The organism is Olivibacter sp. 47 (assembly GCF_030372825.1).
Classification (GTDB): domain Bacteria; phylum Bacteroidota; class Bacteroidia; order Sphingobacteriales; family Sphingobacteriaceae; genus Olivibacter; species Olivibacter oleidegradans.
The window spans coordinates 1523861-1546057 of the sequence record NZ_JAUCNR010000001.1; the positions used below are offsets into that span (position 1 = coordinate 1523861).

General features: G+C 41.4%; 17 protein-coding genes. 4 read left to right on the plus strand and 13 right to left on the minus strand.

Annotation, left to right across the window (positions count from 1 at the left end):
• The first annotated feature begins 17 nt into the window (after window positions 1–17).
• From QT327_RS06800 to QT327_RS06810, 3 genes are all read left to right on the plus strand, one after another.
• On the plus strand, window positions 18–599 hold the full coding sequence (locus QT327_RS06800) for a Crp/Fnr family transcriptional regulator (RefSeq protein WP_013663502.1): 582 nt from the start codon (window positions 18–20) through the stop codon (window positions 597–599).
• A 209-nt stretch (window positions 600–808) separates the two neighbouring features.
• Complete coding sequence (locus QT327_RS06805; RefSeq protein WP_130858005.1) at window positions 809–1471, plus strand: NADPH-dependent F420 reductase; 663 nt, start codon at window positions 809–811, stop codon at window positions 1469–1471.
• Between the two features lie 65 nt (window positions 1472–1536).
• On the plus strand, window positions 1537–2190 hold the full coding sequence (locus QT327_RS06810; protein ID WP_289552398.1) for an NAD(P)-dependent oxidoreductase: 654 nt from the start codon (window positions 1537–1539) through the stop codon (window positions 2188–2190).
• A 213-nt stretch (window positions 2191–2403) separates the two neighbouring features.
• Here the strand turns inward: QT327_RS06810 and QT327_RS06815 are convergent, their stop codons facing one another.
• A complete protein-coding gene (locus QT327_RS06815) occupies window positions 2404–3666 on the minus strand; it encodes a DUF2264 domain-containing protein (protein ID WP_289552400.1) in 1263 nt (420 codons plus the stop codon).
• Window positions 3667–3798: 132 nt separating this feature from the next.
• On the opposite strand from QT327_RS06815, the gene QT327_RS06820 reads away from it, so the two are divergent.
• Complete coding sequence (locus QT327_RS06820) at window positions 3799–5217, plus strand: HTTM domain-containing protein (RefSeq protein WP_289552402.1); 1419 nt, start codon at window positions 3799–3801, stop codon at window positions 5215–5217.
• Window positions 5218–5311: 94 nt separating this feature from the next.
• Here the strand turns inward: QT327_RS06820 and QT327_RS06825 are convergent, their stop codons facing one another.
• From QT327_RS06825 to QT327_RS06880, 12 genes are all read right to left on the minus strand, one after another.
• Window positions 5312–6628, minus strand: a complete 1317-nt coding sequence (locus QT327_RS06825; protein WP_289552403.1) for a hypothetical protein — start codon at window positions 6626–6628, stop codon at window positions 5312–5314.
• A complete protein-coding gene (locus QT327_RS06830) occupies window positions 6612–7013 on the minus strand; it encodes a hypothetical protein (protein WP_289552405.1) in 402 nt (133 codons plus the stop codon). The genes QT327_RS06825 and QT327_RS06830 overlap by 17 nt, the downstream gene beginning before the upstream one ends.
• A 297-nt stretch (window positions 7014–7310) precedes the next feature.
• Window positions 7311–7499, minus strand: a complete 189-nt coding sequence (locus QT327_RS06835) for a hypothetical protein (RefSeq protein WP_130858002.1) — start codon at window positions 7497–7499, stop codon at window positions 7311–7313.
• 104 nt (window positions 7500–7603) lie between these two features.
• On the minus strand, window positions 7604–8194 hold the full coding sequence (locus tag QT327_RS06840; RefSeq protein WP_289552407.1) for a PQQ-dependent sugar dehydrogenase: 591 nt from the start codon (window positions 8192–8194) through the stop codon (window positions 7604–7606).
• 792 nt (window positions 8195–8986) lie between these two features.
• Window positions 8987–10306, minus strand: a complete 1320-nt coding sequence (locus tag QT327_RS06845; protein ID WP_289552408.1) for a DUF5690 family protein — start codon at window positions 10304–10306, stop codon at window positions 8987–8989.
• A 20-nt stretch (window positions 10307–10326) separates the two neighbouring features.
• Window positions 10327–11487, minus strand: a complete 1161-nt coding sequence (locus QT327_RS06850) for a TIGR03364 family FAD-dependent oxidoreductase (protein ID WP_289552409.1) — start codon at window positions 11485–11487, stop codon at window positions 10327–10329.
• Between the two features lie 148 nt (window positions 11488–11635).
• Window positions 11636–12589 (minus strand): metallophosphoesterase family protein, encoded by a 954-nt coding sequence (locus QT327_RS06855; protein ID WP_289552410.1) that lies wholly within the window; start codon window positions 12587–12589, stop codon window positions 11636–11638.
• Window positions 12590–12610: 21 nt separating this feature from the next.
• A complete protein-coding gene (locus QT327_RS06860) occupies window positions 12611–14098 on the minus strand; it encodes a SusD/RagB family nutrient-binding outer membrane lipoprotein (RefSeq protein WP_289552411.1) in 1488 nt (495 codons plus the stop codon).
• A 28-nt stretch (window positions 14099–14126) separates the two neighbouring features.
• Window positions 14127–17294 carry a SusC/RagA family TonB-linked outer membrane protein gene (locus QT327_RS06865; RefSeq protein ID WP_289552413.1) on the minus strand — a complete coding sequence of 1056 codons (3168 nt, stop codon included), beginning with the start codon at window positions 17292–17294 and terminating at the stop codon, window positions 14127–14129.
• Window positions 17295–17556: 262 nt separating this feature from the next.
• Window positions 17557–19149 carry a RagB/SusD family nutrient uptake outer membrane protein gene (locus QT327_RS06870; protein ID WP_289552414.1) on the minus strand — a complete coding sequence of 531 codons (1593 nt, stop codon included), beginning with the start codon at window positions 19147–19149 and terminating at the stop codon, window positions 17557–17559.
• Between the two features lie 75 nt (window positions 19150–19224).
• A complete protein-coding gene (locus tag QT327_RS06875; RefSeq protein WP_354004760.1) occupies window positions 19225–19386 on the minus strand; it encodes a hypothetical protein in 162 nt (53 codons plus the stop codon).
• 122 nt (window positions 19387–19508) lie between these two features.
• Complete coding sequence (locus QT327_RS06880; protein WP_289552418.1) at window positions 19509–22190, minus strand: SusC/RagA family TonB-linked outer membrane protein; 2682 nt, start codon at window positions 22188–22190, stop codon at window positions 19509–19511.
• Window positions 22191–22197: the final 7 nt, after the last annotated feature.

Here is a 22197-nt window from a genome sequence, read left to right on the forward strand (position 1 = left end):
GGTTTTCCGATAACGCTATGTTCGAGATTTTATTTGAACACATTAACAGAAAAATTTCGCTTCAGGAAGCGGAAATGGAACAATTAAAAACTTTTTTCATTCCAAAAAAATACCGCAGAAAACAGTATGTACTCCAACAAGGAGATCCATGCAAATACATCGTATTTGTAGAAAAGGGCATGTTGCGATCTTATCAGGTGGACGACAAAGGGAACGAGCATATCGTTCAATTTGCGCCGGAAGGCTGGTGGATTAGTGACAGCTACAGTTTTTTAACGGGTACTCCCGCTAGCTACGATATTGATGTATTAGAGGAAGCAGAAGTTTTGCTTATTACGCAACCGGCGATGGAAGAGATGTTACAAGCGATTCCGGCAATGGAACGCTATATGCGTATCCTGATGCAGAATAGTCTAATCAGCATGCAACGTCGAATTGCCTGTACACTGACAACACAGGCAGAAGAGCGATACCTGGGATTTATTGCCGAACATCCACATATCGGCCAACGAGTACCTCAGCATATGCTGGCTTCCTTTCTTGGCATGACTCCTGAAACCTTAAGTCGGGTTAGAAAACAATTACTGAAGAAAAGTTGATTGTCAAAGTAGGTAATACGTAGAAACGGGATATAAGTATCAGGACGTAAGACTCATGAGGGGAGGCTTCTACTTAAATCGTATAACTTATCACATAGAACGTACAACTACCTCCCCCCTCTTGATCTATATCAATCCTATTTCTTATTTCATATCAACAGAATAGGGCTCCATTTGTCTCTACCTTTGTAGTACAAAACGAAGGAAATATGAATACAAAACAAACGATTGCTATTGTTGGAGCCACCGGACAAATGGGCTCTGCCTTAGCGAAGAGCTTGGCAGGGAGTTCTTATCGTTTATTACTAATGGGAACAAACCAGGCCAAGCTTCAAGATTTATATCATCAATTGAAAAAGATAAATCAAGAAGTGGATAGCGACTGGATTTTATGTCCCGTCGATGCCAGTTGGGAAGCTGATATCATTGTTCTGGCGGTTCCTTATAGCGCAGAGAAGGATTTGGCGGCCAAAATCGCACCGGTGACTACGGGAAAGATCGTTATCAGCATCTCAAATCCGATAACACCTGATTTTCAGGGATCACTTTTGCCCGAGCATACCAGTGCAGCAGAAGAACTGCAAGCTCTTTTACCCTATTCGAAAGTCGTGAAGGCATTTAACACCACCTTTGCAGCCAATTTTGGCCAGCCTGTATTTTCAAATCACGTGGCTGATTGCTTTTTAGCGGGTGACGATGAGGCAGCTTTAAGCCAGACGGAAGCACTGGTGAAAGAAGTTGGTTTTAGGCCGGTGATTGCCGGAAATTTGAGCAAAAGTAGAACATTGGAAAATATGCAGATTCTGTTAATGCAACTGGGAATTAAAAACCATTATAATTGGCACGCCGGTTGGAAAATTTTGCATAATTAATTAAGCATCAAATTCTATATAAAACAAGCTGTTAAAGCTTATAACGTAAACTTAAAACGAATAAAATGAAAATTGCATTAATTGGCGCCACGGGATTTGTTGGCGAAACTATTTTAAACGAGTTATTAAATAGAGGGCAAGAGGTAACCGTCTTGCTGAGAGATCCTTCTAAATTAAATACACAGGATGAAAAGCTGCACATCGCCCAGGTTGATGTACTTGATACAGAAAATTTTGTAAAAGCCATCCAAGGTTTCGACCTTGTGATCAGTTCTTATAATGCCGGCTGGACAAATCCAAACTTGTACAATGATTTCTTAACCGGCTCAAAAGCTATTCAAGAAGGCGTAAAAAAAGCTGGCGTAAAGAGATTACTGGTAATTGGAGGTGCGGGCAGCCTATATGCTGCTGAAGGTTTACAGATCGTTGATACCCCCGAATTTCCGGCTGAGTGGAAACCCGGTGCTCAGGCCGCTCGTGATTACTTAAACATCCTAAAACAAGAACAGGATATCGACTGGACATTTATAAGCCCTGCACCTGAAATGCACCATGGCCTACCGAGAGAACGAAAAGGTACTTATCGAACCGGTACTGATTATCCGGTTGCTGATGAAGCTGGAAGAAGTTGGATAACGGTAGACGATCTGGCCGTAGCCATTGTTGACGAAGCTTTAAATCCGCAACATATTAAACAACGCTTCACGGTTGCTTACTAAACATGAGGTTTGTTCAAAAGGATAGTATAACTTAACAATTCGCTAAAACGAAAGGTCTCCAACCGGGGAGATTGAAGACCTTTACTAACCAATTATAAACCTAAATTATGATGACACAAAGATAATAAGGAGCAGGTACATCGCAAAACTTTTTTTGGAGTTTTAACATATTTTAACATTCTGCTAAAACATTTTAACAACCTATTTTTAGTCTTAAAAATCTACGTGGTAATCCTTTCTAAAAGGCTCTCCTTTCCATGCTTTTAACATGGTCCATTCTTGAAAAGGGGCCGACCAAAAAGGATGTTTTTCAGGCAAGCCTAGGGGCAAGAAAGATAATGATGTTAAATACATACTTCCTGTATTACTATAACTGTCTGCCAAACCACTTTGCCTATCCCCGATAATCCCTAAAGTTAGCCAACCATCCTTTGTAAAGCTCTCCGGAATAAACACCCGCCTCTTCACAGCTGTTATTGCACTCCTCACTTGTGCAGGTGTAATCCAATCAGGCAGGGCATCTTCTAAGGCCAGTTGCACCAAAGGCTGAAAAATGGCCGTACGATAGGTTGCCGATCTTCCGAAGATTGGATACGTTCCTTCCGGTGAAATCATGCGCTCCAAAAATTCGGCATATCGTTGCATGCGTTTATACGCCCGATCAAATTCGTCCCGTGTACGGCGCCCCTGTTTCACATTCACTCGTAAAATATCCACCAGCATGGGTTGAATAACATAACTATTATAATAATCGAAACTAAAAACCGCTCCATCACTATACCATCCATCTCCCTTGTACCAAGTCACGATCTTCTCAATAGCATAATCAATTCGTTTTTCCTCCACATTTTCACCTATTTCCAAAAGAAAGCTTTCTATCATAGCGGCAAAGAGCAACCAATTACTTTCGTAAGGCTTTATGCGTCGAAGCTGCTTAAATTCGTGGATTAATTGTTGCTTAGTACCGTCACTTAGGGGTTCCCACAATACCTTAGGGGCCTTCACGAAAGCCTGCGCCAGAAAAGCAGCATCCACTAAGGGTTGAGATCCTTTATCCCAACTTAGGTAATCCGCGCTTTTCGGATCAACTCCCTGTGCAATACTATCCTGCAATTGCTTCTTTAATCGTGATTGGATTACTTTTTCATCAGTATTCACCTCCTCTAAGGTAAGCCAGGGCCCCATACCAACAGCTAAACGACCTAAAGCTTCTAAATATCCGACTCCTATATCGCGGTTATCCCATATCGGACTGACCCGCATATCCATATTTTTTCGTAACAGGCCTTTACTCATATTGTCAAGTACCGGACTCGCTATCTTATCCATTAACGAGACCCAATAAGCCCGATCGCGTGAGCCATTGATCGACGCTGTATCGTTATTTATTTCAGTACGAGCAAGTAAGGTTGAAGGTTTATATATACCAACCAGTCCGGCCAGGGACAATCCTTTTAAAAGGCTTCTTCTTTTCATGTTAAGTCCGTATACGGTTATCCTCCAAAAATAGGTATTTAATGAACATATTCTAATTCAACAGCAATCTTATGGCTGTTTTTAAGCAACCTATGCTGCAAATTTTGCAAACTTAATATCTGTTATGTAAGTTTGATTGCAGAAGATACCATGCAGATGCCTTGGCTTTTTAAAAAGATCGACCATATCCAACTCATTCTTTTTAGGATATTTTTTGGGCTCTTGGCTTTGCTGGAATGTTGGGGGGCTATTGCAACGGGCTGGGTAAAGGAAACCTTCGTCGACCCTAATTTTACATTCCCCTTTTTTGGTTTCGAATGGACCCAATTTTTATTAGGAGATATCATGTACCTTTTATTTGCGGTACTCGGACTATCTGGGCTCTGTATCGCAATCGGTTACCGTTATCGTGTCAGCATTCTCCTGTTTAGTTTGGGTTGGTCGTTGGTTTATTTCATGCAAAAATCAAACTACAACAATCATTACTATTTAGTGATGCTCATTGCATGGTTTATGGTTTTTATGCCGGCGAATCGCGCACTTTCACTGGATGTTAAACGAGGACGTACAAAAGGCCAGCAAAGCATGTTTAATTGGCAACGCTATTTATTTGTTACTCAATTATTGATTGTATACACTTTTGCCGGTATTGCAAAGTTATATCCCGGTTGGTACAATGGACAATATTTGCATTTACGACTTTCCGATTCGGCAACTTGGTACCGCACACATTTTTCCTGGAGTCATTTCGCCGACCTACTTTCTTCTGAAAATTTTGCACGACTATTATCCTGGCTTGGCATTGGCTTTGATCTACTGGTAATACCCCTTCTATTATGGAAACCAACACGTACTATTGCATTTATCGCCGCACTGCTATTTCACATTTTCAATTCAATCACTTTACACATCGGTATCTTCCCTTATTTTGCTTTAGCATTAGCTATATTTTGTTTTCCACCTGAATTAATTCGAAAGCGATTTGGACAATATTTGACGAATAATCCATATCGTGTCGTTTCATCTCCTCCCCGCCCTTTGAGCAAATATTTATTGCTTCTATTGGCTTCTTATGTACTCTGGCAACTCTATTTACCGTTGCGCCATCACCTAATAGCAGGTGACGTACTCTGGACGGAAGAAGGCCATCGCCTGGCATGGCGTATGATGCTCAGACGAAAATCCGGGCAGATCACATTTTACGTTGTTAATAAAGAAACCGGTAAGAAAGAACAGATTCGGTTAAACGAATACGTAATGCCCCATCAACTACACCTTGTCAGTACAGCCCCGGATGCTATTTGGCAATTCGCCCAGCGCTTAGCAAAGGAATATAAGCAAAGAGGACAAGTAGTTTCGGTATTTGCGCAAAGTATGGTTTCCGTAAATGGTAGCCCCTATTACCCATTTATTGATCCCACCGTTGATTTAGCGGCAACTTCCTGGAGATACTTTTCGCACCAACACTGGATTCTGGACGCCCCCGAAGAAATTTACAAGAAAAACACACCCACACCGGAATATTTCCTGCCACAAATTCGAGCGTATTAACAATCCATCCGAACCTTAAATCAACAGATCGCAGTCCGCGAATCACCGTATTAGCTTTTATATTTGCACGGTGTTGTATAGACATCCTACTCATTTATGCTAAGGTTTTTATTTGCTTCGTTTTAGCCAGCAAATTTGGCGAGATTTGTTGAATCGTTTTTTCTGAAAAGTCTAATACATGAATCGTTGCTGTCGATTCGGACTCACTTAGTTTACACAACATGTTTGCGGATTTTCTTTGTGTGATTCCTGCTTTGAAGACATAAACGTTTATTTCTTTTTGAGGAACAGCCAATAAAGAGGAGTCAAGCGCTAAAAAATCAGGCGTACCAATGATAACATAATTAAAGTGTTGCTTAAGCGTTAAGAGTATTTCTTTTAACCCTGCCTTCGCAAAAAAATGCTGCAAGCTCCCGTAGTCATTCAAGCCGGATTCGCCTTTCACGTCGCCCGTTCGAAACGTTTTAACAATATTAACCAGTACCGGGCCTTCCGTTTTCTTCTCCATCGTTTGACAAAGCTGATTCTTTATACGCTCAGCGTTGCCAATAAACTCAATAAAATCGTATGTATATACGTTATCCATATATTGTCGATCAAATTGATTTGAGAGATTTATATGAAGCACTTCATTTCCAAGCTTCGCCAATAAAGCTCCAAGTTGTACACTTATTATATATTGTTCTTTTTCTGCCTCAACAGAGTTAAAGACAATAAGACTTGGCTTTTTTGCTAAACGTTCAACTTCTTGAATGAGTTCTCCGTAGTTAAAGGCAACAAGCTCTTGATTTACATTTTTATTTAGCTCCAGCTTACTGCTTTCTGTTCGAAGCGAGATGTCAAGGTCTTCGAGCCGCTTTACAATGGGGGATTTATACCTTCTAAAAAAGCCAATAAAAAAGGGTATGATCCCTACAAAAACAGCAAGCAACAAAACAACCCATAACCATTTCAATGCACTGTTGGGAAGTAATATGTACCGAGAGATCTCGGCGGGTTGCACCGTTTGAATCTGAGGTGCTACCAATGAATCCATTAAATCACTTACTTGTGTTTGACTTAATTTTTTTTGATATCGCTCAAGCTGATCTGAATAAATCTCCGTGATTGAATCCCGGCTATTGAAAAGGGCGATGAGTTTTTCAGAAGGTTGCCGCGTATAGAACCTTTTACGCTGTGGGACTCTATTTGGCTTAAGGAGCTCCCTTTTTTCAGTGTCCAGTTTGTTAATAAGATCATCTCGCGAACGTTCAATTGGGATAAAATAAGAGGTATCGTATTTCGATTTTTCTTTATACACCTGCTGTAGCTTAGCCAACTCTTCATTATACGATCTAATCTGTTGTTCTAAAGAAGCGTTATTGATGAAATACGCCGGTAATTGGTTAAATTGGTTAAGTGGAGTTTTCAAATATTTTTAAGATCGCTTCTATTTTTCTAATGATAAGCTGCTTGTTGGTCTTTGAAACTTTATTGGCCCCATTTTCATTAATAGGCCGTAATTCACTTCGTTCAGCACGTAGTTGCTCTTCAACCTGCGTATTTAATTGTAAAAGTTGTTTATTGGTCAGCGATAAACTATCTTCTAATTGCAATAAGGCACTTTTACTTGTTATCACTTGTTTCACTTCAGTTTTATTGCCAAGCGTTACACGCGCCATCAGGTACGTATAAATCACTCCTCCAATAAGAAGTAGACTGGCTAATGATAAAATTAACTGCTTTCTGTTACGATAAGCATCAACACTTTCCTTGGCTATAGTTATTATTCTCTTTCTTCTATTCTTCTTCTGCATTACGCCCCCTTTGGAGCTTAATACGAAATAAAAGGAATCCTAGTGTAGGTGTGTCGATATTGTATAGTAAACAGTATACCAAACAAGTAAAAAAATGAGGTATCCACATGAAGGAAATCGCTTTAAAAAAAGAACGTTTTCTTTAGTCACTTTTTTCCAGCAAAAAGTGACGCAAAACTCATCGCTTGTAACTTTGCTACAACGGCAGTGCATCAACGTGCAAACCGCAAATTTCCTAGGCGATATTTTGGCAGAACGAGGGCTTTTACTTTTAACCAATGTATTACATCTTCAGCGCTAAATATAGCCTTGTGCGTGGGAAAAGCGGCCTTGGAGGATACCGCAGCAACGAGCAGCAAAGCATTTGCACTCCTGCTCATTGTGCAGTATCCAAGCGGATTGAGGAAGTGAAACGGCTCCAATACGTGCCGTTGATGCTTTGCCATCAGTTGCAAGGTAGCCTACACAGCCTTGGGTTTTGTTCAACTTTTTGCCAAGAAAAAGTTGATTAAAAAAATCGTTCCTTTAATATAAACACTTTCATTTGTGTGTTAAATCGAAACTAAAGCGTTCAGCAGAAAAAGTAGTTGTTATCCTTTAGCGTTATAAGTAATTTTATAGATGGTTCCCTGCAGGTCATCGCTTACATACAAAGCTCCATCCGGACCCTGAGCCAATCCGCACGGTTTATGTTGACTGGGGCCCGTCGGATTTTTCAAGTCGATTCCTGCAAAATCGTCCGCAAAAATCTCCCAATTCCCTGTCGGCTTACCATTCTTGAAAGGCACGAAGGCGACACAGAAACCCTTATGCAGTTCCGGCGATTGATTATGAAAAGCAATAAAAGCGCCGTTCCTATATTTCTCAGGAAACATAGTCCCTGTATAGAAGAGCATCGCATTTGGCCCCAGGTGTGCTGGAAATGCCAGGGCGGGCTCCAAGTACTTACTATCACCTTCTTTTTTACCATCCCCTCCAAATTCGGGAGCCAGTAATTTTTTATGTCGAATATGATCGTAGTAAATATAGGGCCAGCCCGCATCAGCCCCTTTTTTTAGCTCATATAACGTTTCAGCGGGATAGGTAGCCGAATAGGTTGCATCAAAATATTGCGGAAACTTTTCATGAAATTGCCCCGGCCATGCTGTAAGGCATAAAGTGAATTGGATACATCGTTCCATGCAAATCCCATCACCCCCTTTAATCCCGTTGCATACTGTTCACCATCGCTGTACTCCTGATTTAACTTATCGGCGTCAAATCGCCAAATACCTGCTACGGAATCTAGTAAAGGACAAGATTTCCCGTCTTTTGTTTCGTCTGCACAGGCATCTGAATAGGAGGCAACTGCTACATATAAATTCCGTTCCTTATCAATCACCAGCGGTTTTGCACCATCAATGGCATGCGCAACCAACCCTTTAACTATAACCTCAGGGTGGTCCACATCAGTCACCTGCTGATTTTGATCGAGCTTATATCGATATACAGTTGTGTTAGATGATGCATACAGATATTTTTGATCGACTAAAATACCTGTGCCGGTATAATCACCAAAAGCGACTGTTTTGTCGATCGTCCCGTCACGATCCGTGTCTGACAAACAATAGATTCCCTTTCCATCTTTTAAATTATTCAATTTAACGTATACATCGCCTTGCTGACTGACCGCAATGTGACGCGCCGCGCCTAAAGAGTCTGCAATAACAGTAGCCGAAAAACCCGGTTCTAGTGTAAGTTTGGCTGTTTTCGGCTCTTTCTTTGCAGGTGATGAGCAGGCAAGACAAGCACTTACGAATGCAAGCACACTCGTTTTTTTTACAATTTTTTTTAAACATTGTTTTAGCTGTTGTTTTAGTATTAATCCGACACCTAATCATTGTAGGTTATTGAATGTAAAACTAAAAATATCGAGCAATTTCCGCCTAAGTGCTTTGTATCTTTTGTGTTGCACTCATTTGGATGGATTTATTTTAGTATGATATCCGCTTCAGCATGAACCGATTGTTTTTTTTCGACCTTAACTTATCCGTAAAAAAAATAAATATGGCAAGGAGGAGAATTAGACAAATGGGGGTAATGGCGTAAGAAAAATAAATTAGTATAGATGACCACCTCACACCCGGTAAGCCGAATTCTTTAAATAAAAGAAGCGCTACACTTCCGAGATATCCAGCAGAATCGCAGATGTATACAAAAAAACCAGCATTTGCTTTCAGCTTAAACAGTGCAATAATTCGTTCAAATAGGACTGTTTGTACCGGTGTATAAGCCAGGAACAGCCCAATTCCTAATAACATCATCCAAGAGTAAGCATTTAAGTAATGCATTTGAAAGAGCAGTGTACCGGTACCACTCAAAAGCACACCAAAAACCATTAATATGAGTGTGCAAAGAAAACCCTTGTGATTATTTCGTATAAAGGCAATCAAACCCACTGACAGAATCACAACTATACTACTGATAATCTCGGTGGTGGCAAAAACAGTCCCCACGTAGCCTGGTTGGATTTCATCCCAGATCTCTACCGAAAAATTATCACGGAAATCACGCATAACGGTTAAAAATGCATATACGACAACGATTGTCACTACTCCGACACCATAAAGTGCCATCGTATGCTTCCTTGTTTCTTTATCCATGGGTATTCTTTCCGTTCGCAATAGTCGGTCCTTTTCGTTAGGTACGGGAATAACGGCAAGCATCCATACAAATAGTAGAAAAAAGGGAAAGAACAGCGCACCAACAATAAAAGGCATCCAAAATTCACTAATATGAATTTGTTGTTGTATAAAAACGTATATCGTTTTGAGTACGCCGGATGCCACGATGATACTTATGTTTAAACCGAAACCTAATAATTCCGTAAATCGTCGCCCCTCTAGAAAGCTAAAAACAATCCCCCAAATCATCCCTAAAGGGAGCCCGTTTAGAAATAAGCAGATAAAATTGTATGGAAAGGGAACAAGGGCAAACAGCAATAGGCTGAGACCAGCCGCTAGAATAAGTGAAATAATCAGCCAAACACGTTGGGCGCTTTTTAGCTCGGCAATTACCTTGATACCGATAAACTTGGACAACATATAGCCAAACACTTGCGCAATGATAAGAACAGATTTATAGTCCATACCAAAAAGACGCAAGCCGTCGTAATGACCGGTATTGAAAGGTTTACGGAAAGCATACATGCAAAAGTACGCTCCGAAAGCGGCGATGGAACACCATAAAATAAAGGCAATATCCGATGTGCGCGACAACCAGGTTGTCACGTTACTTTTCTTTGTATTTTCCATTGTGTATTGACGATTCGTACCTAATGATCGAAGAGTTGCTGAATACTGGCTTCCGTGTAACCTATTCCTGCCGTCATGCCCTTTCCTCCAATACAAGTACGGATGTGGATGTCATCTGTTACATTTACTTCCACAATATTCTTCTCGGGGTGTTGCGGGTAATACCCTGCCCAGCTACCGGCGATTTGTTGTACATCGAAATTGACAATACGTTGCGCCTCATTAAGCATCAACCGATTGATGTAAGAACTAATTTGAAAGCCTAAATCATCCACTTGATTCGAATCGGCATATTCATGTGAATCACCTATAATAAAACTTCCGTCAGTTGCCTTTTTGAATAGTATATGAATACCCCATTTTTTAAGTTCAAGATAATGCTCGGGCGTGCCAATTTGGTTAAATGAGGGACAATACATTTCAAAACTTTCATAGCGTCTAATGGTCAATCCTGTCAAAATATTACCTTCCAATTCAACTTTCGGCATTGGAACCGTACGCAGCATCTGTAATTTACTAACCATTTGTCCGCTGGCACTGAAGATATCCGGAAAGAGTAGTTTAAACTCATTGCCATTACAGATCACCAACTTAGCCCCCAAGTAAGATGTGCCATTCGATCTTCTTACGCAAACACCTTCGTTTAATTGCTCGGCACCAATTACCGGTGCATTATAATTAAGTGTTAAATTTTCAAACCGCGATTGCATATACGCATGTACCCGATGAATCATCTTGTCGGGTTCTAAACTTACTTCTTGAGGAAAAAACAGCGCTTCTTGCACGTAAGACGATCGAATAGCCGGGTATTTTTTCAGCACTTGATCACTGCTCAGCAAATCACAGGCATATCCTACAGTGTCATAATGCGTCTTTAGTTCGTGAATAAGTTGTTGTTCGTCTTTATCAGAAGCAATGTAAACACTTCCATTATTGCGCACCGAAATATCAAATTCTTTCTGGAGTGCTTGATAAACTTCAAGTCCTTTTACACCATACCAAAACCATTGATCCACCATGCCGGAAGGTACGGCCTGACCGAAGTTTCGCACGGTTGCGCCTACAGGGTAGTTATCCTTCTCGAGTAAAAGCACTTTTAATCCTCTCAGAAGCGCATGGTAAGCATGAAAGGTTCCCAAAATACCACTTCCTACAACAATAAGATCAAATTTTGCTTGCATTGTTTAATCGATAAAAAACCAATTCCATTTATAAGACAATTATAAACATTGTTTATTATAAATAAACAATGTTTATGTTAATTTTTTGTTAAGAATAAAGGACTAAGTCATGTTAATCCGTAGGAACATTGATGTTAATCTGTTTCGGTTAATAATAAATGGTTTCGTATCGGCTCGAGCCATCTTCGTATAAGTCCAATATAGAATATGCGGGCGGGAAATCATCCAAAACGCCATTCCACCAATTCCCCGAAACGGCTCCGCCACAATAATAACGGACACCCAAATAATCCACTTGGTCTACATAATGTACATGGCCGCTGAGCGCAACTTTAACTTTGCCACTTTCCTTGAATATTTTTTTTACGTCCATTACGTCCACGTGTTGATCACCCCCTGGGAAGCCTAGTTCTTTGGCAGGTTTACGTTGTGCGGCATAAAGTAGGGGAGTAACGGATATAATAGGTACGTGCGAAAAAATCAGTACGTGCATATCTTTCGGTGTATTTGACAACTGATCTTTTAACCATTCGAGTTGCTCTTCTCCAAAAGTATAGCCACCCTTATCAGTTACATAATGAATACTATCCAAGGCAATAAATCGCCATCCCCCCTTATCAAAAGTAAAATAATCACCCGGTAATCCCAATTTCTGCTTAACCCATTGTTTTCCATAATACGCATCTTCCTTTGACGTCCCGTATGCTGCATGCTCCGAAGAAAGGTACCAGACATCGTGATTACCGATACAACTTTTGACCGGCAGATGATTGTATTGAATAACTTCATCCCAGGCTGTCCAAAGGTTGGTTACCTCTTCCTTTGTTTTATTATTCATGTCCATAAGTGAATCGCCTGTGTTAATAATCAAGTCCGGCTTATCACTTAATGTATTTACATCCTTTAACACTTTGGCAAAGGCAGCTTTTGGATTAGCTTCGTTAAGCAAATGGATATCTGTAAGATGCGCAATCCGCAGTGTCCGTTTTATGTTTTTCTTATTTTTCTCAGCGGCAAAAGCGCTTAGATTGGCAAAAGCAAGTAAAGAAGAAGCCGACAACAAGCCTGCTCCTTTTAAAAAATTTCTTCTTTGATAATTCATGAGAGATAATGAATTTGCTTACTATTTAATCAACCAAATGACATCATTCTGGGTATCAGAACCCTTGAATTGTCGTTGTAGCGCTTCTTTTAAATTCGCTTCGTTGGTACTATATTCCGCAGTTGGATAAGCCCATCTTTTTGGTATTTCATTGTTATTTGCGTTTGCAGGCCCAACACTGAATGTTGGAACTCCTGTGCGTCTCTGTTCAAAGAAGGCCTGCTTTCCGGAGTTTTCGAAGAAGGCAACATATTTTTGTGTTAAAATTTGCCGAAGACCATCTTCATTATTTCCCTTATAGGGATTGCCCGCTAAGAATGTACTGATTTGATCAGCAGGCACACCATAGAATTTCATGGACTCTTCGATACCTAATTTAAAATGTTCCGCAGCGTTGCCTGCCGCCCATCCACGATTAACACCTTCGGCCAAAGCAAATTGAACTTCTGAGGCTCCGAGCTGTATGGCCGGAATACCGGAAGGGGAAGCTATCCAATAATCAAAATTGATCATTGAAAGTTGGCCCTCGGTAGCCTGCTTCAAGAGTGTGCTTTGTAGATCGCCGGTTTTTCCTCCCTGAAAGGCGGTAAAAGGATTATCGGGATCAGCACGGAGCCCTTCTGCCGGAAGCGCCTGAATTAGTAAGCGCGGATCTCTGCTTTCCTTTAGAATATCTACATATGTAGCGCCTAACGTATTACGTGCATCTCGCTTAATGACGATACCATCTGAAGGCCATAAAGGATACATGTTGATGGTGTTGTATCGTAACTGAAAATTATCCTGATTGGATAATATAAGCGGAAATTGTGATGGATTGGCCAATAGCTCGGCAAAACGTTCTTTTACACGTAAGTCAGGCGTATCATCCGCACGCTTACTCAAATCCATCAATACCCTCAATTTAAACGAATTCACCAACTTGCGCCACTTATCAATTTGCCCGTCATAAAAAAAGTCGCCTTCTAACGAAGCGCCCTGCGCCGCGTGCGCCTCAAGCTCGGTATTAGCCTCCTCTAGCCAGTTCAACACTTGTGCATATACCGCTTGCTGTGTATCATATTTGGGCTGAAAGTTGTTGTCAGCCTCTCCTTTAATAGCTTCTGACATCGGTATATCACCAAACATGGCCGTTGCCCGGCAAAAAAAATAGGCTTTGAAAAATTTAGCCATACTGAGATAAACAGCACCGAGTTCACCGGCCTTTTGCGCCTCCACTTCCATGCGATTTACGTCGCGGAGTGCGCCATATGCCTCCTCATAGGATCCGGTAGTCCAATTATAAGGCTGTCCGGCATAATAGGCCTCATTCTGCGTCATGTATTGATTGTGACGCTGATCTTGGCTCCAAGGCGCATCGGAAGCACGCATCAATAATCCGGTGAAAATAAGTTTAGGCGCGGGGTCATAAACGGCGGCCGGATCTTTTTGTAGATCTTCAATTTTTTTACAGGCACTCACCATGCAAGCTAGCAGCAAAATGAGCGTTATTGATTGGAAGGTTTTCATTAGTATATTTTTCGGGTCCATGGAAGTATTAGAAAGTTGCATTGAGGTTGATGCCAAAACTCTTGACAGATGGCGTCTGGTAATCAGAACTAGAACCTGTAAACTGATCCAGATCCATATTTTGCGTCCCTTTGCCTGTAAAATAGAACAGATTGCGCCCGACTAAAGAGACACTTGCCGTATCAAAGAACTTGGTCCGTTTGAGAAAGGATGACGGGAAGTTATAGCTCAACACAATCTCTCGCAACTTTACAAAGGTTCTTTTCTTCGTTGCAATGGGATCGGATTGATAATAATTGGTCGCCCACGCTTGCCATAATACCGGAATATCATTTGGAGCGAAAACACGTGTGTCAGAAATTACATTCCCATCTTGATCGGCATTCAATTGACCGCTGACGATTTTTACGCCGTCCGTCATAACACTACCTTTATACCCGTCCACATCTCGATTTTGCCAGTCCTTTAAACGGTACTCATTGGCAGATTCCGGATGAGTGCCTGATCCCCACTGTTTGGCGTCTTGTACATTCTTTATCAAACCACCAAATCGGCCATCGAACATAAAACTTAAGCTAAAGGTCTTATACTTGAAGGTGTTGTTAACACTGACAGCCCAGTTATTATCGCTGTGTCCTATTTTCGTCATATAAGGATTATAGGCAGGTAGACCGCTTGTTCCCACAATAAGCTTCCCTTCATCATCCCGTTGGAAATCTTTTATATAATAACTGTCCCATCGTTCGCCGACATGGATATTTCCATAACGATTTTGCACGCCGTCAATTTCATGTAACCAGGCATGATTCGTCGAGGCATTGACAAGCACATTCCACGAGAAATTATCACGGGCAATGGGCGTACCATCTACACTTAACTCCAGCCCCTTGCGTAAGAGCGTTAAACCATTTGTCTGTCGAGCACTGACACCCGATGTTAGGGATGTAGCAAGCTCAATAATCCGCGGCCCTTCTAAATTTCTAAAAACAGCTGCATCTACGCCTAGTCGTCCATTAAAAAATCTTGCCTCAAGCCCTAGCTCAAATGTCTTCACACGTTCCGCCAACAAATCAGGATTAGGCAATACACCGGTATAATTAACGCCGGTATAGGTATTTTCCCATCTCCCATAATTACTATAAAAGGGTAACAACTTGTAGATATCGTACTGGGCATCTTCGTCCACAAAATCACTGGCAACGTCTGCGTAAGCACCGCGCACTTTCAAGGATGTTATCGCTTTGGGCATGCTAATCATTTCGGAGATAATAGCACTAAGAGACGCCGATGGATAAAAGTAGGTGTTGTTTTTTAGGGGCATAGTGGATGATTTGTCAACACGCCCGGTCAAACTTAAATACAATAAACTCTTGTAGTCGAGATCAATAAAACCATATACACTTCCAACCTGTCTGGAAGCCCTATCGTTAGTGGCAATGGTAGGCATAACCGAATTACTCAAGTCGTACACTCCCGGTACTGTTAACCCACGGTCAGTCCGTGCAAACAGCGATTTAGCGCTCACGGTTCGCAAGTTCCCGAAAATGGATCCCGTGAAACCAACATCTTCAAAAAACCGGTCTTGATACTTTAAGGACGCTTCCGTATTGTTTTCCCAAAAGGTATCATACGTTTCCTGATAGCCCCCCACTCTACTTCCACCAATAGTGTAGCCATATAAGTTGGCTGATATCGGGATTTTAATTGTGCGATTCCGGTTCCAAGTACTAACACTCGTACGAGCATTGAAAGACAGCTTCTCCGTTAACTTATAGTTCATCATGATATGTCCATAAATATCATCTTTATCATAAGTTCGCAGGTTTTCATAAGCTGTCATCCAAGGGTTATCGTAAATCGTATACTCTCGATTATATTGTTGTACATTCTCTTTGCCCGGTTGCCAATAATTTCGGAGATCATTAATATCGTAATCCGCGCCTCCCCAAAGCGTTAATATATAAATGGGACTTTGCGGACCATAAGCTAAATTCGGATAGTTGGGTGAATATTGTTTATTATAATTGATACTCGCATCAAAGCGAAGCTTACTGCCGGCATTAATACCGCCGGAGAGATTTACGTTGGTTCCTCCTAATTTTGTGTTAGGTGTCGTGCCTTTCTGAAACATCTGGGATGCCGACAATCGGAAATCTCCTCGATCTCCTTTAGTGGAAATAGCCAGGTTATTTGTACTTAATAAACCATTTTCCAGAAACTCCTTTAAATTGTCTTTTCCTTTTGCCGTCCAAGGCAATGGCACCAGTTCGCCGGTTTGCGGGTCAAGCGGACTGTTATACTGTGTAATCAGTTGCCCTTCGAAACGCGGCCCCCAAATATTGTAATCATTATCATTAATCCCGCCCCCTCTACCGTCTTTAAAAGCATATTCATAATTGGAACCGGGACCGTACGCTGTTTGAATTTTTGGTATCGCATTATAACCGGTCTGTAATTGGGTACTCGAATTAAATTCGACTTGAAAGCCTTTGTCTCGAGCCTTGGCACGTTTTGTAGTAATGACAATCGCACCATTTTGCCCTCTGTTACCATATAGAGCGGCAGCATTAGCGCCTTTCAATACAGAATACGACTCAATATCATCAGGACTTAAATTCCAGGAATCTGTATTAATGGGCATACCATCAACTACAATTAACACATTATTACGCCCTCGTAAAGTAATACCGGGGTCACCGAAGAGATTGGTGCTTGGTGTGATCGTGAGACCGGCAACCCGACCTGCCAAATTGGAAATAGCACTCGGCTCACGCGCTTTTACTAAATCCTGCCCTTTTACTTCCTGAATAGAATAACCAACCGCCTGCTTTTCCTTTTTAATACCTAGTGCGGTAACGACTACTTCATTTAGACCCTGTTGATTAGGTGCGAGGGCAATAATAAGTTCTTTTTTTGTATCGACAATCATACGCTTGATCAAATAGCCAATAAAGGCAATCTGTAGCGAGTCAGCCGAATTTGCCGAAACATTAAAATTTCCATTTTGATCGGTTGACACCATTTTTCCGGTGCTCATGTTACGAACGGTCGCGCCGGGAATGGTTTCGCCGGTCAGCGAATCGGTTACTTTTCCGCTGACTACGGGAGATTGCCCGAAGGAATAGCCATAAAGAACCGTCAACAGGAGTAATAGTATTGATTTCTGCCGTAACTGAGATGAAGGTTGAACTAACATAAACAAACTTTTAACATTAGGTGTTTTTAAACACAACAATATTAAACTTTGTATATTATTAGTAAACTATTTAAATATTAAATTTTGGTTAACTCCAAACATAGACTAGCTAAAAACAAATCAAACTACTAAAAAACAACCATTTAAAGTTATTAAACCGAAAAACAAAGAGTAAAAACCGGCACTTACCGTTACTTAACAATTGTTTATAAAAAAAGCCGTTCTTTGCAGAACGGCTCGGTTTTAAGACAGATTTAGCGGGCTAGTAGCCAGGATTCTGTATTAATTTCGTATTCAATCTCATTTCGCTGGTAGGCACCGGATAAATGCGATAGGTTGGTGCTTGCCCTCCGGGATTAAATCCCCAAGCATCTTCAAATTTACCAAAGCGTATCAAATCATTCCTTCTCCAAGCTTCCCAAGCAAACTCCCTTGCTCGTTCGTTTAGAAGAGTTTCTAAAGTAATACCCATTACTTCATCCGCGCCCACACGCCTACGAATCTTATTTACAAGTACATCTGCCGTTTGTGATTCACCTTTCACGGTGGTTGCCGCGGCACCTCGGAGAATCGCCTCGGCTTTCATTAGATAAACATCCGCCAAACGAAATACCGGCACATCATTGTTAGAATCACGATTGCTGGGATGCGTATTCTTATCGGGGTAGTACTTTATTGAACGTACACCGCGGGCTTTACCAAGTTCATCATTGCCGACGTCCATCGTAGCTTCCAAACGTAAAGGCATTTCGGGCGTAAATTCCAATTGCCATTGAATTTCTTTCCCTGGGTCCGGCCCGCTATAGCTTGCATCTAAGCCTTTATTGGTTGTTTTGACCAAAATCGGATTACCATCAAAATCTACTTGTTTTCCAGCCAGCCAAGTCTCATTGCGTTTGTCGCCCGCTAGATTAAACAAACGATAGAAATCGGCGATAGTGCTTAAGGCAATACTCGGTCTAAAGGGCAAATCGTATTTATCTTGTAGAGCTGTATGCAATCCGAATCGTGAGAATTGATTTCCCGGAGCCACATTGGCATCATAAGGCACTGCAAAGATGGTCTCGCTGTTTGGACCATTATCCGGCATGAACAAACTTGTAAAATCGCTCACAAGTGAAAAATTTGATTCAGTCAGGAGCTTATCAGCGTACACCACCGATTCTGTATATTTCGGCGTACCCGTATAATATTCGGCGTTTAAGTAAAGTTTCTGCAGCATTACATAGGCTAGCCAACGAGTTGGACGACCATAAGTCAACATACCTGTCTCGACCGATAAATCAGGAACCGCAGCCAACAACTCCGTTTCGATAAAATTAAAGACCTCTGAACGACTTGAAGTAGCTGGTTGTTCGGATGAACCGAAAGCAATCGAAATGGGTACATTTCCATATAAATCCATCATAAAAAAATAGAAAAGCGCTCGCATAGTCCGAATCTCCGCTAGGGTTTGTCTCTTCGAATCACTCTCTACTGCATCTTCGAACAGTGCCAACAGCCGATTACACGTTTGGATACCACCAAAGCCCCATTCCCAAACCGCTTTAATCGTTGGATGGTCCGGATTCCAATTATGTTTATGCAGCATCCTATATTGCCCACCATCATCATAATTCCCATCTCTTGCAGGGATAATAGCTTCATCGGTAGAAAGTTCCTGCATACGCCAATAGTTAACAGCATAACCAGACCTCAGCTGTGTATAAATGGGTCCTGTTGCAGCCACAAAAGCTTCCGGTGTATTTGGAAAATTATCAGGAGTCAGCTCCGACTCAACAGGTACGTCCAGCTTCGTACAGCTTGCAGCTATCATCCCAATAAACATGGCGATTAAAAATATTCTTTTTTTCATCTTGTATATCTTTAGTGCAATACAACCATCATTATTTATCATATTGCTGTCTACTTTATTGAACATTAAATTCCATTAAAAATTCACGTTTAAACCCAACATGAAGGAGCGAGTTTTAGGGTAATAATTGCGATTATCAATTCCCGGCTCTATCCCACCCATGCTAATCTCAGGGTCAATTCCTCGATAATTTGTAATAACAAACAAGTTATTAGCACCCACATATATTCGAATCATACTTTTGTCCTTCTTAAAGTTATAACCTAAGGTCGCGTTATCTAAACGCAGATAACTCCCGCTCTCAACAAAACGATCCGACAGCAAATAGGCATTGTTATCATTAATAGGCTCCTGCTCATCTAAGGTAAACTGTGTATATTCGTTTGCGTAGCATTATTAGGCGCATTCATATCGGCTAGGGTTGCATTAATAATTTTATTACCAGTAACTCCGCGGAGAAAGAAATTTAAGTCAAAATTCTTATACTTAAAGGTATTGTTCCAACCATAAATCAGTTTAGGTTGCGCATTACCGATATAATAAAAGTCGTTTGACGTTGGTGCAGTTGTTAAGTTCCCATCTTTATCATAGAACTGCGATACACCCTCGGCGTTCTTTCCGGCATAACGCCATGTATAGATGGAACCCAATGCATAACCTTCTTGTACACGCTGGGAAGCATTCCCCGATTGTCCTCTACCTCCTAAGTAAGCGGTTTGTATCAGCGGCAATTCAAAATTATCATTGCTCAGTGATGTCATTTTATTGCGGTTATGCGCCAGGTTAATAGCTGTTGTCCAGCTAAAACCATTTCGGTTAACCGGAGTAGCCTGCAAAGCGAGCTCGATTCCTTTATTGGACATTTCACCGGCATTAGCTGTCAATTCAGGTACAAAATATTGCGTAGCTGATACGGGATAAGTCCATAGCAAATCGGAGGTACGCTTGTCATAAACATCCACCGAACCGGAAAGTTTATTGTTAAACAAACCAAAATCCAACCCGATATTAAGTGTAGCTGTTCGTTCCCACTTTAAATCGGGGTTTTCATTTTGGAAAGGTCCAATCGCATTAACGAAGCGACCGTTATAATAAAAACGCCCTGTACCTGCATAAAGGAATCTGGATGTAAACACGTTGAATCCTTGTGAATTGCCGGAAACGCCGTAACCGGCACGTAATTTCAGGCTACTGACAACCGGTAATGCTTGCATAAACGCCTCCTGATCAATTAACCACCCTAAGGATACCGCTGGAAACAAACCCCATTTATTGTTTTCGCCAAAGGCGGATGATCCATCTCTTCTTAAGCTGGCTTGTAATAGATACCGGCCTTTATATTGGTAGTTTGCCCTACCGTAAAAAGAAATGAGTCTTAATGTCTGAATTCGCTTGGTACCATAATCGACCGGTATTTCGTTTGAATCGCCCAAACCCGGGTTGTTATAAGACAAACCATCCGTCACAAATCCCTGGTTAGTAGTTTGAAAACCATCTCCTAAACGATCCTCTTGCCAAGAATAACCAGCTAACAGTTTTACGCCATGCTCACCGAAGCTACGATTGTAATTAAAGAACGACTCCAGGATTTTTTTTGTATTACTAACGGTATTTCGGATAACGCGTCCGTTTAGATTCTGCGCTAATCCTGAAAATCGGTTATAATAGACATTGCTGTCAATCCGTTCATCTTGATAAGACACATTGGTGGTAAAATCGAATCCTTCGAGAATAGTTACTCTCGCACCACCGCTGGCTAAAAACACCTTTGTTTTTTGACGGATATCGTTATTGTCAATCAACGAAACAGGATTCAAATAGCCGCGAGTTACTGAAAAGTCTTCGGTATAAGAGCCATCCGGTTGTTTTACAGCAACTGTTGGCAAATAGGTCAGCATATTGCTGTATACCTCATTGGGCACCAACTTACTATCTGTGTTACTATTGGTAATATTTAAGTTGAGCTTTAAGCGATCGTTAAAAGCGTGTTGTTCCATATAACCTCGCACAATAAATCGTTCCATGGAAGTGCCTTTAATAACCCCTTGATTATTTAAGTAATTTACGCTGGCACCATAGGAAGAGTTTTGACCACTTCCACTAAACGACAGATTGTGATTATGGGAAATACCTGTGCGGCTTACCTCTTCTTGCCAATCCGTATTGCTCCCATCATCTTGGGCAGCCGTTTTACCATTTTCACCAAGGTAGGCACGCAAATCTTCACCACTTAACATGTCAATGGTGTTGGAAATCTGCTCGGCTGCCACATAGGTACTATAAGAAAGCCGGGTAGCACCCGCCTTAGCTTTCTTAGTGGTAACCATAATTACACCATTAGCTGCCCGAGAGCCGTAAATGGCTGTGGAAGCCGCATCCTTCAATACGTCAATGCTTTCGATATCATCCGGCGCTACCAAATCGATGGAAGCACCCGGCACCCCATCAATTACATAAAAAGGCTCTTGCGACCCTGCGCGCAAAGTAGTTGGGCCTCGAAGAATTACCGTGGGTTTTTCATTTGGATTACCGCTTCGGGTTATGTTTAAGCCCGCAACTTTACCTTGTAATAACTGCCCGGGCGTACTAAAAACCCCGGCGTTGAACTCTTCGCTACTTACCGAGGTAATTGACCCGGTAATTTCGCGCTTGCTACTTGTACCATACCCAACAATAACGACCTCACCTAAACCTGTTGCTTCTTCTTGCAGTTTAACACTTAATGTTACCTGTTTTCCTGCACTCAGCTGATAATTCCGCAGTGTGTCCGATTGATAGCCTATATAGCTAAAGACAAAGTCATAAGGACCTCCAAGCGGCATCTGCATGAATTGAAATAGTCCTTTCTCAGATGTGCTCGCTTGAAAACTCTTTCCACTACTTTGATTAATGGCCTTCACGCTTACCCCAATAAGCGGTTGGCCCAGCACGTCCTGCACGATACCTGATACCATGGGTTGCCCCTGCCGCGCATAAACATGCTGACAAAGCACACAGGTAATCAGCAAAATGCTTGTTTTTAGTTGCTTTAATACATTCATTTTGAAA